Source organism: Streptomyces sp. YIM 121038 (genome assembly GCF_006088715.1).
GTDB lineage: Bacteria > Actinomycetota > Actinomycetes > Streptomycetales > Streptomycetaceae > Streptomyces.
This window is the reverse complement of the sequence record NZ_CP030771.1, coordinates 6,731,402-6,744,767: the sequence shown is the minus strand read 5'-3', so window position 1 is coordinate 6,744,767 and position 13,366 is coordinate 6,731,402. Positions and strand designations below refer to the sequence as shown.

Genomic DNA, 13,366 nt, shown 5'->3' with positions numbered 1-13,366 from the left:
TCGCACCGGGGCATGGACAGCCAAGTTCTGGGCACGGCTTGACCGTTCGGCGTCCGGCTCCCGGTCCCGCGCACGCACGGCGTGCGTCCGGCACGACACGGCGGACGACAAAAGAAGAAGGGACGCCGAAGCGTCCCTTGCAGATCTCTTGAAGCAGAGCTCTTGGGTCAAGCGGTTGATACGGGCATCGTGACCACGTCGCACCGCCCACGCGGCCGTTCCGGCGTTCCCGCGCACTTGGCGATACGCGGGAGTACGTCACGGGGACGTGCGAAGTGCCGGGCCCGGGGTGGCGTGGGTCAGGTGAGCGCAGGCTCCGCCTGGGGTACGTCGATGCTCTCCAGGAGCGATTCGTGAGAAGCGGCAGCCGTCAGCGCGTCGTTCTCCGCCTGGATCCTGACCAGCTCGGATTCCAGGTCCTGGACGCGCTGCTGGAGCCGTCGCATCTCGGCGAGAAGTCGCGGGTCGCTGCCGCCGACGTAACCGAGAAGCGCCTTTGCCATGATGGATGGTCCTCCACACTGAGTGACCGACCGAATCGGTGTGGGTCGTGAGGGAATCGCACCCGCGGTGCCTGGCACTCTTCGGTTCTTGCTGGGTCTTACTTGGCCGTTCTCACATGCCAAACAGCGAGGATGCGCGGGGCTTCCAGCGTCTCACCAAAAAGTTTGACGGTCAACACGATCACACCCCGTATTGACGGGCATCCCGGGGGCACACGGCGGTCGAATCCGCTGCGGCGCCTCTCCTTCGGGGCCCTGGGGGTGTGGAGATCATCCTTACCCGCGGAGCCTGCCACGGCAAGGGCTTCTTGGCAATCACCAGGCCTTTTTTGCCCCAGAGGGCCGTCGCGCCCCCAGGAGGACCGCGCGTGCGCCGGCTCCCCGGAGGCGCGGCGTCAGCGAATCGCGAACGAGTCGTAACCGCCCCGCGGCGTGTCCCAGATCTCAGTCACACCGTCGACCCGGCCGGGAGTGTCGCCCGTCTCGAGCCAGTCGAGGAGCGCCTCGCACCCGGCCCGGGGGCCCTCGGCGACGACTTGCACACGGCCGTCGTCGAGATTGAGAGCAAAACCACTCAGGCCGCCGATCTCCAGGGCCCTGGCCCGCGTGAACCAGCGGAATCCCACGCCTTGCACACGGCCGCGCACCCAGGCGGTGAGCCGGACTTCTTCGTTCATAAGGTGCACGCTAACCGGCCAATCGCACAGGGAGCACTTCGCCCCCTTGTGCCATCGCGTACAGTCGCGACTCGACGCGCCTCACCCGTACGGGCGAGTCACGTGGACCGTCAGGACGACGCCGGGGCACATGACCGGGCGTCTCGACGAAAGGCCAGACATGGGACGCCACCGACGCTCCGCCGCCGGCCGCGCCGCCACCGGCCGCGCCGATCACGCGAACCCGTCCGACGCCGCCGAAAGCCCTGCCTCCCCCGATACCCCGGTGGGGCCGTTCCACACCCCTGGCCCCGACGTCACCTCCGGCACCGGGTCCCGGCCGCGCTCGCACCGCCGCAAGGCCCGTGCGGCCACGCCGGTGCGCACCGGGCTCCTCGGGGTCTCCGCCGCCGTCGCCATGGGTGCCGTCGCGGTCGCCTCGGGGCTGCTGCCCGGCGGCGACACCTACACCTTCGGCGGGAGCGACGGCGCGGGCGCCATGAGCTCCGCCACCTCCCCCTCCGACCTGGACCCGCAGGGCGGCGACTCCGGCACCGCCGAGCGCGGCCCGGCCCGGGCGCCCGGCACGGGGCGCGCCGAGGCCCCGGCCCCCACGCCCTCACCGGCGGCCAGTGACAAGCCGTCCGCGAAGCCGTCGAAGAAGCCCCCGGCCGAGCCGCCCCGGGGCGAGGACCGGGACGACGCCGACCGGGCCGACCGCGACGAGGCCCCGGACGAGAAGACGGAGAAGCCCGCCCCGCCGCGCGCCGACGAGCCCGAGCCCACCCCGCCCGTGCCCCGGCCCGAGCCGTCCACGGGGGACAGCTCCGCCGAGGCCCAGGTGCTCGCGCTGGTCAACGAGGAGCGCGCCAAGGTGGGCTGCCGCCCCGTGAGCGCGGACGGCAGGCTGGCCGCGCTCGCCGAGGGGTTCAGCGCGGACATGGCCGAGCGCGGCTTCTTCTCGCACACCGACCCGGACGGCGCGACCCCGTGGGACCGCGCCGAGAAGGCCGGGATCAAGGACCTCGGCGGGGAGAACATCGCCCGCGGCCAGGCCGACGCCCAGGCCGTGATGGACGCCTGGATGAACAGCCCGGGCCACCGGGCGAACATCCTCAACTGCGACTACAAGACCCTCGGCGTCGGCGCGCACTTCGCGCCGGGCGGCCCGTGGTGGACGCAGGACTTCGGCTTCTGAGGAACCCCCGCCCCGCGCGGCCCGGACCGCCGCGCCCCGCGCAGGCAGCGGTCCCGGCGGGCGGCGGCTCAGGCCGCGACGGCCGCGCGGCCCGCGACGAAGGCGCGCGCGGTCTCCGTGACGCGGCGGCCGAGGTGCTCGGCCGTGGCGATGTCCGCCTTGTGCACGGCCTCCGGGCCCTCGTCCGAGTTGGTCTGGGCAGCGGCGCCCGAGAAGAAGCCGAGGCGGTTGAGGTCGCTCTCGGAGCCCGTGGAGGAGTTCCAGCCCGGGAACAGGCCGAGGTTCACCCAGTGCATGCCCTGCTGCGCGGCGAGCGTCTGGAAGTACTGGAGCGTGTGCAGCTTGTCACCACTCTTGGACGCCGAGTTGGTGAAGCCCGCGGCGATCTTGTCCTGCCAGGCGCGGGTGAACCAGCGCTTGGAGGAGGCCTCCGCGAAGACGTGGAAGGCGCCCGACGCGGTGCCCATGTAGGTGGGCGAGCCGAAGACGATCGCGTCGGCGGCGTCCAGGAGCTCCCACTGGGCGTCGGTGATCTCGTCGACCTTGACCAGGTGCACGGTGGCACCGGCGTCGACGGCACCGGCGCGCACGGCCTCGGCGACGACAGCGGTGTGGCCGAAGCCGGAGTGGTAGGCGATGGCGACGACGGGGCTGGTCATGGGGGTGCTCCTCGGGTGGGCGCGTTCGGGGACGACGGCGGCACCCAGGTGCTCACCGCTGCACCAAGGAAAGCACTAACTTCTAGTTAGCGCAATCTCTCGGCTAGCGCTGCGCCCGAGTACGCTTGTGATATGGACTCCACCGCACCCGCCGAGAAGACCTCCGATCCGGATCTGGCGTACGACGTGTTCGCCCGGAACTGTCCCTCGCGGACCACGCTCGAACACGTGACGGGACGCTGGGGCGCGCTGACGCTCGGCGCGCTGCACGACAGCACGTTCCGGTTCAACGAACTGCGCCGCCGCGTCGACGGCGTGAGCGAGAAGATGCTGTCGCAGACGCTGCATGCCCTGGAGCGGGACGGCCTGGTGCACCGCGAGGCCCAGCCCACCAACCCGCCGCGCGTGGACTACCGGCTCACCCCGCTCGGCCGGCGGATCGCCGAGCACCTGCTCGCGCTCATCCACTTCGTGGAGGGCTCCCAGGACGCCGTCGGCGAGGCCCAGCGCGCCTATGACAGCCGCGACGGCCTGGGCGGACGCTGACAGCGCGGGCAGAAGTAGCTGGAGCGGTTCATCCAGGGCCGCCGGCGCATGAGCGTGCCGCACCGGCGGCACGGCTCGCCCTCGCGGCCGTACGCGTCCAGGGACCGGTCGAAGTAACCCGACTCCCCGTTCACGTTCACATAGAGGCTGTCGAAGCTCGTGCCGCCGACGGCGAGCGCCGCGTTCATCACGTCCCGTACGTGACCGAGGAGTTCCCAGGTGCGCGGGCGGGTGAAGGTGGCCGTGGGGCGCTCGTAGTGCAGCCGGGCGCGCCAGAGCGCCTCGTCCGCGTAGATGTTGCCGACGCCGCTGATCAGCGACTGGTTCAGGAGCGCGCGCTTGATGGTCGTACGGCTGCGGCGCAGTGCCTCGTGGAAGACCTCGGCGTCGAACTGCTCGTCCAGCGGGTCGCGGGCGATGTGCGCGATGACGTCGGGCAGCCCGTCCGGGGCGGTGTCGTGCAGCGAGAGGCCGCCGAAGGTGCGCTGGTCGACGAAGCGCAGCTCCGTGCCCACGTCGTCGGCGAAGCGGACCCGGATCCTCAAGTGCTTCTCGTCCGGGGCCTCCCGGGTCTTCACCAGGAGCTGCCCGCTCATGCCCAGATGCGCGAGGACGGCACTGCCGGTGTCCTCGACGGGGAGCCACAGATACTTGCCGCGGCGGCTCGGGGCGCCGATGCGCTGCCCCTTCAGGCGGTGCGCGAAGTCGTCCGCGCCCGCGATGTGCCGCCGGACGGCACGCGGGTGCAGCACCTCTACGTCGGCGACGGTCCGGTGCGCCACCCAGCGCGCGAGGCCCCGCCGCACGACCTCTACCTCGGGCAGCTCGGGCACGGCTCTCCTCGGGTGGGACGCGCTGATGGTCGTGGCAGCGTACCGCGCGGGCGCGGGGCCGCCGCCGCGGGATCCGACGACAGAGCGCACCCCCGCGGGACCGAGTCCTGCGGGGGTGCGCTGAGCCTTTGGTCAGGCGGTCGCGGCGCCCGGGGACGACGGACCGTCGCCCTCGTCCGGCTTGCCGCTCTCGGCGGCCTTGGCACGCTCGTCCGCGGCCGAGCGGATCGCACGCCACGCGGATTCCGCGGCCTGCTGCTCCGCTTCCTTCTTGCTGCGGCCGGTGCCGGTGCCGTACGAGACGCCTCCGACGCGGGCGGCAGCAGTGAAGGTCTTCTCGTGATCCGGTCCGCTCTCCGAGACGAGGTACTCGGGCACGCCGAGGCTCTCCATCGCGGTGAGCTCCTGGAGGCTGGTCTTCCAGTCCAGGCCGGCTCCGAGGTTCGAGGACTTCTCGATCAGCGGGTCGAAGAGCCGGTGCACCAGCTCGCTCGCCGCCTCGAGGCCCTGATCCAGATAGACCGCGCCGATCACCGCTTCCAGGGTGTCGGCGAGGATGGAAGCCTTGTCCCGGCCGCCCGTGCCCTCTTCGCCCCGGCCGAGCCGGATGAAGGAGCCGAGGTCGAGCCCGCGGCCCACCTCCGCAAGCGCACGCGAGTTGACCACCGCGGCCCGCAACTTGGCCAGCTGGCCTTCGGGCAGGTCGGGGTGGGTGCGGTACAGCGTGTCCGTGACGACGAGGCCGAGCACGGAGTCCCCGAGGAACTCCAGACGCTCGTTCGTCGGCAGACCGCCGTTCTCGTACGCGTACGAACGGTGGGTCAGCGCGCGCACCAGAAGGGCGGACTCGAGTCGGTACCCGAGCCGCCCTTCCAGAAGCGTGTGGGACGAGGCCGCGTTGTTGCTGTCTGCCATCTTGGCGTCTTCCGCCTTCTTAGGGCTAGACACAGCGCCTCTCACCAGCCGCTCAGACCTCGAGGACCTGGCGCTTGTTGTAGGTGCCGCAGCTCGGGCACGCGATGTGCTGCTGCTTCGGCTCCTGGCAACGCTCACACGAAACCAGGGGGGTGACCGCAGCCTTCCACTGCGACCGGCGGTGGCGCGTGTTGCTGCGCGACATCTTCCGCTTCGGAACAGCCACGGCTACTTCTCCTGCTTCTCGTCGGCGTGCGCTGATCGAGGCGCGCCGCCGCTCATCTCGTCCTTCTCGCCGCCCTTGATGGAATCGGCGAGTCCCTGCAGTGCCGCCCAACGGATGTCGACGGCATCGTGGTGGTGGTCCGGGTCGCCCGTGAGCCGCGCTCCGCATTCGGAGCACAGACCCTCACAGTCTTCCTGGCACACCGGCTGCATCGGCAGTGCGAGCACCACCGCATCACGCAGCACGGGCTCGAGGTCGAACATGCCGTCCTCGATGAAGAGCCTGTCCTCGTCTTCCTCGGCGTCGTCGGCCGGTTCCGCTGCGCGGCCCCGGTCGTCGGCGTCAGGGTACGAGAACATCTCCTGGAAGTCCGCGTCGAGCTCCAGCTCGAGCGGCTCCAGACACCTTACGCACTCCCCCTTGGCCGATGCACGGGCGGTGCCTGTGACAAGCACCCCTTCCATGACCGACTCCAGGCGGATCTCCAGCTCCACCGGAGCGCCCTCGGGCACTCCGACGACACCCTCGACACCGAACGGCGCCGGGGCGCCGGGAGCGTCGATGGTGCGGGTCAGCCGCTGCATGGCACCGGGACGCCGGCCCAGCTCGTGCGTGTCGAACACGAGGGGGTTGCGGTGGTCGAGGCGCGTACTCAGGGCTTTTCCTGCTTTCGAGATCCTGGGATGGGGCAAGGGGGCCACCACGCGGACGCCTCGGAACCGAGGCCTGAGCGGGCAGCGCTGATCGCGGACATACGCGCGACCGAAGAGCCAGGATACTGGACCAATCGCTCTCGGCCCAATCCGGCCCCGGCGAACCGGCCGGACCCGCGCGAGAGCGGCCCTAGCGCCCCTGCTCGTACTGGCGCAGTTGCTCCGCGCTGATCATGGTGGTGTCGAAGAGGCTGGTCTCGTCGAGCACCGCGGGGGCCTGGCCCTGCTGACCGTAGCCCTGCGCCTGCTGCGGGGCGTACTCCTGCCGCTGGTACGCGTACGGGTCCTGGGGATAGCCGTACGGATCCTGCTGGCCGTACGGCTGCTGGTAGGCGTACGGGTCCTGCCCGCCGTACTGGTCCTGGTGACCGTACTGACCCTGCTGGTCGTACGCGTACGGATCGGGCTGGTGGTCGGGGCGCGGCGGGGCGTACGGCTCCTGGGCGGGGACGCGGGGTGCGGAAGGGGCGCCCGAGGCCGCCGGTGCGCTCCCCGCGCGCGGGGGCTCGGGGGTCTCGGCGAGGTCCGCGAGGTAGTCGGCGTCGGAGGTGTGGCCCGTGCGCCCGGCGCGCTCGGCGTCGGCGTGCGCGCCGAGCTCGCTCAGCTCGTCCGCGGGGGCGCGGCCCTGGAGCTTCTGGCGGCCCCGGCCGACGGCCTCCAGGGTCTTGGCGAGGACCGCCTCGAAGGCGCCGAGCTTGGCGTCCACGTACGCGTCGGCGTCGCGGCGCAGCGTCTCCGGGTCGTGGCTGCGCTCGGGGGCGTCCTCGTCCGCGTAGCCGTGCTCGTCCAGGCCGGGGCCCGTGCCGAGCAGCTTCTCGCGGCCGCGGCCGACGGAGCCGAGGGTCTTGGTGAGGACGACCTCGAAGTTGGCGAGCTTGGAGTCCACGTAGTCGTCGGCCTCGGCACGGATCTCCTCGGCGTCCCGGCGGGCCTCGGTGACGATGCGGTCGGCCTCTCCCTGGGAGCGGCGCGCGACCTCCGTGTCGGAGATCAGCGAGCCGCGCTCCGCGTGCGCGGACTCGATGATCCGGTCCGCCTCCTGCCGGGCCCGCTCGACGAGCTGCTCGCGGCCGCCGATCAGCTCCTGGGCCTGGGCGAGGGAGCCCGGCAGGGCCTGGCGCACCTCTTCGAGCATCGACAGGAGCTGTGCGCGGTTGACCACGCAGGAGGCCGACATGGGCATGGACTTGGCGCTGCCGACCGCCTCGGCGATCTCGTCGATCTTCTTCTGCACGTCCACCGCGGGCTCGCCACTCTCTACAGCTTGTTGGGAGACGGACGGGACGACTGTAGCCCCTGATCAGCCCTTGGCGAGGCGCTTGTTGAGGGCTTCGAGCACGACCGGGGGAACGAGGTGCGCGATGTCGCCGCCCCAGGACGCGACCTCCTTGACGAGCGAGGAGGACAGGAAGCTGTAGGCGGGGTTGGTGGGCACGAACAGCGTCTCGACGCCGGAGAGGCCGTTGTTCATCTGGGCCATCTGCAGCTCGTAGTCGAAGTCGCTGACCGCGCGCAGGCCCTTGACGATGGCCGGGATGTCGCGCTCCTTGCAGAAGTCCACCAACAGGCCGTGGAACGACTCCACTTCCACGTTGCCGAACTCGCGGGTGACCTGACGGATCAGGTCGATGCGCTCCTCGATCTCGAAGAGGCCCTTCTTCGACATATTGATCATCACCGCGACGTGCACGACGTCGTACAGCTTGGAGGCGCGGGCGATGATGTCCAGGTGTCCATTGGTGATGGGGTCGAACGACCCCGGACAGACGGCGCGGCGCAACGGAAGTCCCTCGCTCTCCGGTCGGGTCATGGCGCGATTTCTTGTTCGTCGCACGTAGAGGCGGCGCGACCGTACCAAAACGTGCCTTCGCCGTAGCGACGGGACCTCAGCCCCTCGAAGCCGTCCGGCCAGTCGAAGACTCCGCCTCTCGTACTGCGTTCAACGGTGACGAGCGCGTCGTCCGCGAGCCAGCTTCCCGAGCGGAGTGTGAGGAGGATCTCCCGGAGATCGTCATCTCCCACCGCATAGGGGGGGTCGAGGAACACCAGGTCATAGGGGGCGCTAGGGGTGCTTTCCCGGATGACTTGAGCGGCTTTTCCTGCTCGGACGTCGGCGCCGGGCAGGCCGATCGCCCGGACGTTCTCCCGGATCGTGCGGACCGCGCGGGCGTCGGTCTCGACGAGCAGGGCGTGCGCGGAGCCCCGGGACAGGGCCTCCAGGCCGACGGCGCCGGAGCCCGCGTAGAGGTCGAGGACGCGGGTGCCGTCGAGCGTGCCCAGGAGGGCCTGCCAGGTCGAGAACAGGCCTTCGCGGGCGCGGTCCGACGTGGGCCGGGTGCCGTTGCCCGGCGGAACGGAAAGGCGGCGCCCGCCGGCCGTACCGGCGATCACGCGGGTCATCTGGGTCTCTGCGTCCTTCGGCTGCGAGGGGGCCCGGGGCAGGGCCCGGGAGCGGGCCCCGGAGCCACTGGGCGGGCTCCGTGGCGGAGCCCGGGGGCGGGCCCTGTCGGGGGCCCCGGGGTGGGGCCTGCCTTCACGATAGGTCGTATCGGCGCGTCACCCCTTGTCGAGGTACTGCTCGCGCTTCTCGTCCAGGAGGGCGTCCAGGGTCATGCGGAGCTCGGGCAGGTGCTCCAGGTCGGGGTCGCGGGAGACCACGGCGGTCGCCTCCTCGCGGGCCGCCGCGATGATCTCCTCGTCGTCGATGACGGCGAGCATCCGCAGCGAGGACCGGACGCCGGACTGCGCCTGGCCGAGCACGTCGCCCTCCCGGCGCTGCTCCAGGTCGATGCGGGAGAGCTCGAAGCCGTCCAGGGTCGCGGCCACCGCGTTCAGCCGGGCGCGGGCCGGGCCGGCCTCCGGCATGTCGGTGACGAGCAGGCACAGGCCGGGGGCGGAGCCGCGGCCGACGCGGCCGCGGAGCTGGTGCAGCTGGGAGACGCCGAAGCGGTCGGCGTCCATGATCACCATCGCCGTCGCGTTCGGCACGTTCACCCCCACCTCGATCACTGTCGTGGCGACCAGGACGTGGGTCTCGCCCGCGGCGAAGCGGCGCATCACCGCGTCCTTGTCATCGGGCTGCATGCGGCCGTGCAGGACCTCGACCCGCAGGCCCCGCAGCGGGCCGTGGGAGAGCTGCTCGGCCACGTCGAGGACGGCGAGCGGCGGCCGCTTCTCGGCCTCCGTGGCCTCCGCGGCCTCGTCCTCGGCGGACTTCTTGCCGCCCTTCTTCGCGCCCGCCTCCTTCTCGTCCTCGTCGTCGCCGATGCGGGGGCAGACCACGTACGCCTGGTGGCCGTTCTCCACCTCCTCGCGGACGCGCTCCCACGCGCGGGCGAGGAAGTGCGGCTTGTCCTGCGCCGGGACGACATGGCTGGAGATCGGCGAGCGCCCGGCGGGCAGCTGGTCGAGCACGGAGGTCTCCAGGTCGCCGAAGACCGTCATGGCGACCGTGCGCGGGATGGGCGTGGCCGTCATCACCAGCAGGTGCGGGGGCTGCTTGCCCTTGCCGCGCAGGGCGTCGCGCTGCTCCACGCCGAAGCGGTGCTGCTCGTCGACCACGACCAGGCCCAGGTCGTGGAACTGCACCTTGTCCTCGATCAGCGCGTGCGTCCCGATGACGATCCCGGCCTCGCCGGTGACCAGGTCGAGCAGCGCCTGCCGACGCGCGGCCGCGCCCATGGACCCGGTGAGCAGCGTGACCTTGGTGGCGTGCTCACAGCCCCCGAGCATGCCGCCCTCGGCCAGCTCCCCCATCATCTCGGTGACCGAACGGTGGTGCTGCTGCGCGAGCACCTCCGTGGGCGCGAGCATCGCGGCCTGCCCCCCGGCGTCCACGACGGCGAGCATGGCGCGCAGCGCGACCATCGTCTTTCCCGAACCGACCTCCCCCTGGAGGAGGCGGTGCATCGGGTGTTCCGTGGCGAGGTCGGTGAAGATCTCGGTGGTGACGCGGCGCTGGCCGTCCGTGAGCTCGAAGGGGAGCTTGGCGTCGAAGGCGTCCAGGAGGCCGTCCGGGCGGGGCTCGCGGGCGACGGCGGGCAGTTGGGAGTCCGCGAAGCGGCGGCGGGCCAGGGCGACCTGGAGCACGAAGGCCTCGTCCCACTTCAGGCGGGAGCGGGCCGTCGCGATGTCCGCCTTCGCGTGCGGCCGGTGGATCTTGAGGAGGGCCTCGGGGAGCGGGATGAGGCCGCGGCCCTCGCGCAGGGCGGGCGGCAGCGGGTCCAGGGCCTCACGGGCGCTGGGCAGCACCGCGTCGATCGACTTGGCGATCTTCCACGACTCCAGCTTCGCGGTGGCCGGGTAGATCGGGATGAGCGCGCCCGCCCAGGAGTCCACCGCCTCGGCGGCGGACTCGCTGTCGGCCCGCAGCAGCTCGTACGCGGGGTGGGCGAGCTGCATCTTGTGGTTGAAGACGGAGACCTTGCCCGCGAACATCGCGCGCGTGCCGGGGAGCAGGTCCTTGTGCGGCTTGTGGATGCCACGGCCGAAGAAGACCAGCTGCAGCTGGCCGCTGCCGTCCGTGATCGTCACCTCCAGGCGCTGGCCGCGCCCCGCGTTGAACTTCAGGACGCGGGCGCTCGCCACCTGGGCCACGACCGTGACGTGCTCGTCCAGCGGGAGGTCGGAGAGGCGGGTGAGCTCGCCCCGCTCGGCGTAGCGGCGGGGGTAGTGGTGCAGGAGGTCGCCCACCGTGTGCAGGTCGAGGTGCTCGGCCATGACCTTGGCGGTGGCTTGGCCGAGGGCGTTCTTCAGCGGTTCTTGGAGCGCGTGCACGAGATCCATTGCACACCACGCCACTGACATTCCGGGGCCGGGCCCGCAATCCCGACCCCTCGTCGGCGTGGGGCGGCCCCGCGGCTACTCCACGCCGATGAGGAGGAGGGCCGACTGCGGGCCGCCCCGGTACAGGACCGTGTCCACGGCCAGGTGGCTGTCGCGCACGTGCTTCTGGAGGCGCTCGGCCACGTCGTCCGAGACCTCCTCGCCCAGGACCAGCGTGACCATCTCGCCGCCCGCCGCCAGCATCCGGTCCAGGACGACCTCGGCCGTGGCCGGGACCTTGGTCCCGATGACCGCCACGTCGCCGTCGATGAGGCCGAGGACGTCCCCGGCCTGGCAGATGCCCGCGCTCGTCCACGACTGGCGCTCCGCGACGGCCAGTTCCGCGTACCGGGTGGCGCCGGCCGCCGCCGTCATCGCGACGACGTCCTCGTCGAAGCGCCGGTCCGGCTCGTGCACGGCGAGCGCCGCGATGCCCTGCACCGGGGAGCGGGTGGGGATCAGGGCGACGCGCACGCCTTCTGAGCGGGCCTGTTCGGCGGCCGCCGCGGCGGTGTGCCGCAGCTCGGCGTCGTTGGGCAGCAGCACCACCTCGCGCGCGTGGGCGCGCCGCACCGCCTGGACCAGCTCGCCGCTCGCGGGCGGCTCCCCCGCGCGCGCGGGCACGGTGGTCGCGCCCGCCTCCGCGTACAGGCCTCCCAGGCCCTCGCCGCGTACGACGGCCACGATGCCGCGCTGCGCGCGCTCGCGCGGCGGCTGCGCGGCACGGACGGCGTGGGCGTCGCCGAGGCCGAAGTGCGTGATGCGGATGCGGTACGGCCTGCCCGCCTCGACCCCCGCCTCGACGGCCGCGCCCGCGTCGTCCACGTGCACGTGGACGTTCCACAGCCCGTCGCCGCCGACGACGACGAGGGAGTCGCCGAGGGCGTCGAGCCGGGTCCTGAGCCGGGCGACGGCGTCGTCGTCCGCCTCCAGGAGGTAGATCACCTCGAAGGCCGGTCCGGCGCCGGAGCCGACGCCTTCGGCGCACTCGGCGGCCGGGGAAGCCGTGCCGTCCGCGCCCGCTACGCGCGCGTGGCCGTCCGGCCGCGGCCCGCCGTTCGCGGAGGTCCAGGTGTTCCAGGCGGCCGCGGGGTTCCGGGCGCCCACGCGCTCCCCCGACAGGGCTCCGACGAGCGCCCCGAGCACCGCCACGAGCCCCCGGCCCCCGGCGTCCACGACGCCCGCGCGGCCGAGCACCGCCAGCTGGTCCGGCGTCGCGGCCAGGGCCGCGCGGGCGCCGTCGTAGGCCGCGCGGGCCACCGCGCCGCAGTCGGCCGCCTGCCGCCCGGCCCCGGCGGCCTCCGCCGCCGCCCTGGCGACCGTCAGGACCGTCCCCTCCACGGGGTGGGCGACGGCCTGGTACGCGGACTGGGCCGCACGCCGCAGCGCCAGCGCCAGGCGCTCCCCGTCCGCGTGAGGTGCGTCACCCGCAGGACCCGGCGCGCTCTCGTCGTCGGACAGCACCTGCGCCATGCCCCGCAGCAGCTGCGCGAGGATCGTGCCCGAGTTGCCGCGGGCCCCGATCAGGGCCCCGTGCGCCAGTGCCCGCACGGCCTCGGCCCGGGTGGGCCCGGCGGGCTCCAGGCCCGTGAAGACGGCGTCGACCGCCCGGGTCGCCGACTCCATGGTCAAGTAGAGGTTGGTCCCGGTGTCCGCGTCCGCGACCGGATAGACGTTGATCGCGTCGATCTCCTCGCGGGCCTGCCCCAGCGCGTCCAGAGCCAGTGCGCTCCAGGCGCGGATCGCGACCGCGTCGAGGTTCTGCGGCAACTGTCGCCTCCTGGAGAGCGTCCGGAACGGCCGGTTCGGCGGGATGAGACGCAGCGTAGACCCGGTGCGGGAGGGGAGCGCGGGGCGGGCCCCGGGCGAGACATGGTAGTTTCGTTGTACCGAAGCAGTCGTTGTATGCTGCTCCGGTTGCCCGATACACATCGGGACATTCCCCTGGCACCGCCACCCAGATCATTCGCTCTGATCCCGGCATGCCGGGTTTAACCGTAAGTGCATCTGAAGTCTTTGGAGTGACCCGTGGCTGCCAACTGCGACGTCTGCGGCAAGGGGCCGGGCTTCGGCAACAACATCTCGCACTCGCACCGCCGTACGCCCCGTCGCTGGAACCCGAACATCCAGCGCGTGCGTGCCGTGGTCGGCGGGACGCCGAAGCGGCTCAATGCCTGCACCTCGTGCATCAAGGCCGGCAAGGTCTCGCGCTGACGCTAGTTCTGCGCGGCCACCTGGCCGGTTACCGGAAGGCCGGTCCCCTCGGGGGCCGGCTTTTTCGCGTGCCCGCACC

The 13,366-nt window shown here is 72.2% G+C and carries 15 protein-coding genes; 3 read left to right on the top strand and 12 right to left on the bottom strand.

Annotation, left to right across the window (positions count from 1 at the left end; translation table 11 throughout):
• Positions 1-299 precede the first annotated feature (299 nt).
• Together C9F11_RS29165 and C9F11_RS29155 are read right to left on the bottom strand one after the other, a co-directional pair.
• Positions 300-503, bottom strand: coding sequence for a hypothetical protein (locus tag C9F11_RS29165; RefSeq protein ID WP_030675993.1), 204 nt, complete (start codon positions 501-503; stop codon positions 300-302).
• 395 nt (positions 504-898) lie between these two features.
• Positions 899-1,180, bottom strand: a complete 282-nt coding sequence (locus tag C9F11_RS29155) for an acylphosphatase (protein WP_138962048.1) — start codon at positions 1,178-1,180, stop codon at positions 899-901.
• A gap of 160 nt (positions 1,181-1,340) precedes the next feature.
• Here C9F11_RS29155 and C9F11_RS29150 point away from each other — a divergent pair, with 160 nt between their 5' ends.
• The gene (locus C9F11_RS29150) at positions 1,341-2,357 is read left to right on the top strand and encodes a CAP domain-containing protein (protein WP_138962047.1); all 1,017 of its coding nucleotides are present in this window, start codon (positions 1,341-1,343) and stop codon (positions 2,355-2,357) included.
• 68 nt (positions 2,358-2,425) lie between these two features.
• Here C9F11_RS29150 and C9F11_RS29145 read toward each other — a convergent pair whose 3' ends face one another.
• Positions 2,426-3,016: a flavodoxin family protein gene (locus C9F11_RS29145; protein ID WP_138962046.1), complete on the bottom strand. Its 591-nt coding sequence runs from the start codon at positions 3,014-3,016 to the stop codon at positions 2,426-2,428.
• A 132-nt stretch (positions 3,017-3,148) separates the two neighbouring features.
• On the opposite strand from C9F11_RS29145, the gene C9F11_RS29140 reads away from it, so the two are divergent.
• Positions 3,149-3,562 carry a helix-turn-helix domain-containing protein gene (locus C9F11_RS29140; protein ID WP_138962045.1) on the top strand — a complete coding sequence of 138 codons (414 nt, stop codon included), beginning with the start codon at positions 3,149-3,151 and terminating at the stop codon, positions 3,560-3,562.
• On the opposite strand, the gene mutM is transcribed toward C9F11_RS29140, so the two are convergent.
• The 9 genes from mutM to C9F11_RS29095 all read right to left on the bottom strand — a co-directional run bounded on the left by mutM (position 3,529) and on the right by C9F11_RS29095 (position 12,843).
• Positions 3,529-4,395, bottom strand: a complete 867-nt coding sequence (mutM, locus tag C9F11_RS29135; RefSeq protein ID WP_138962044.1) for a bifunctional DNA-formamidopyrimidine glycosylase/DNA-(apurinic or apyrimidinic site) lyase — start codon at positions 4,393-4,395, stop codon at positions 3,529-3,531. The genes C9F11_RS29140 and mutM overlap by 34 nt on opposite strands.
• A 132-nt stretch (positions 4,396-4,527) precedes the next feature.
• On the bottom strand, positions 4,528-5,355 hold the full coding sequence (gene rnc / locus C9F11_RS29130; RefSeq protein WP_171075869.1) for a ribonuclease III: 828 nt from the start codon (positions 5,353-5,355) through the stop codon (positions 4,528-4,530).
• Between the two features lie 7 nt (positions 5,356-5,362).
• On the bottom strand, positions 5,363-5,536 hold the full coding sequence (gene rpmF / locus C9F11_RS29125) for a 50S ribosomal protein L32 (RefSeq protein WP_030676011.1): 174 nt from the start codon (positions 5,534-5,536) through the stop codon (positions 5,363-5,365).
• Positions 5,537-5,538: 2 nt separating this feature from the next.
• Positions 5,539-6,213: a YceD family protein gene (locus tag C9F11_RS29120; RefSeq protein WP_138967123.1), complete on the bottom strand. Its 675-nt coding sequence runs from the start codon at positions 6,211-6,213 to the stop codon at positions 5,539-5,541.
• A gap of 166 nt (positions 6,214-6,379) precedes the next feature.
• Positions 6,380-7,489 (bottom strand): cell division initiation protein, encoded by a 1,110-nt coding sequence (locus C9F11_RS29115; RefSeq protein WP_138962042.1) that lies wholly within the window; start codon positions 7,487-7,489, stop codon positions 6,380-6,382.
• Between the two features lie 60 nt (positions 7,490-7,549).
• Complete coding sequence (gene coaD / locus C9F11_RS29110) at positions 7,550-8,029, bottom strand: pantetheine-phosphate adenylyltransferase (protein WP_212767913.1); 480 nt, start codon at positions 8,027-8,029, stop codon at positions 7,550-7,552.
• Between the two features lie 26 nt (positions 8,030-8,055).
• On the bottom strand, positions 8,056-8,649 hold the full coding sequence (gene rsmD, locus C9F11_RS29105; RefSeq protein WP_138962040.1) for a 16S rRNA (guanine(966)-N(2))-methyltransferase RsmD: 594 nt from the start codon (positions 8,647-8,649) through the stop codon (positions 8,056-8,058).
• Positions 8,650-8,805: 156 nt separating this feature from the next.
• Positions 8,806-11,034, bottom strand: a complete 2,229-nt coding sequence (recG, locus tag C9F11_RS29100) for an ATP-dependent DNA helicase RecG (protein ID WP_138962039.1) — start codon at positions 11,032-11,034, stop codon at positions 8,806-8,808.
• 75 nt (positions 11,035-11,109) lie between these two features.
• Complete coding sequence (locus C9F11_RS29095; protein ID WP_249401922.1) at positions 11,110-12,843, bottom strand: DAK2 domain-containing protein; 1,734 nt, start codon at positions 12,841-12,843, stop codon at positions 11,110-11,112.
• Positions 12,844-13,101: 258 nt separating this feature from the next.
• On the opposite strand from C9F11_RS29095, the gene rpmB reads away from it, so the two are divergent.
• Positions 13,102-13,287 (top strand): 50S ribosomal protein L28, encoded by a 186-nt coding sequence (gene rpmB, locus C9F11_RS29090; RefSeq protein ID WP_030195073.1) that lies wholly within the window; start codon positions 13,102-13,104, stop codon positions 13,285-13,287.
• The last annotated feature ends 79 nt before the right edge of the window (positions 13,288-13,366 follow it).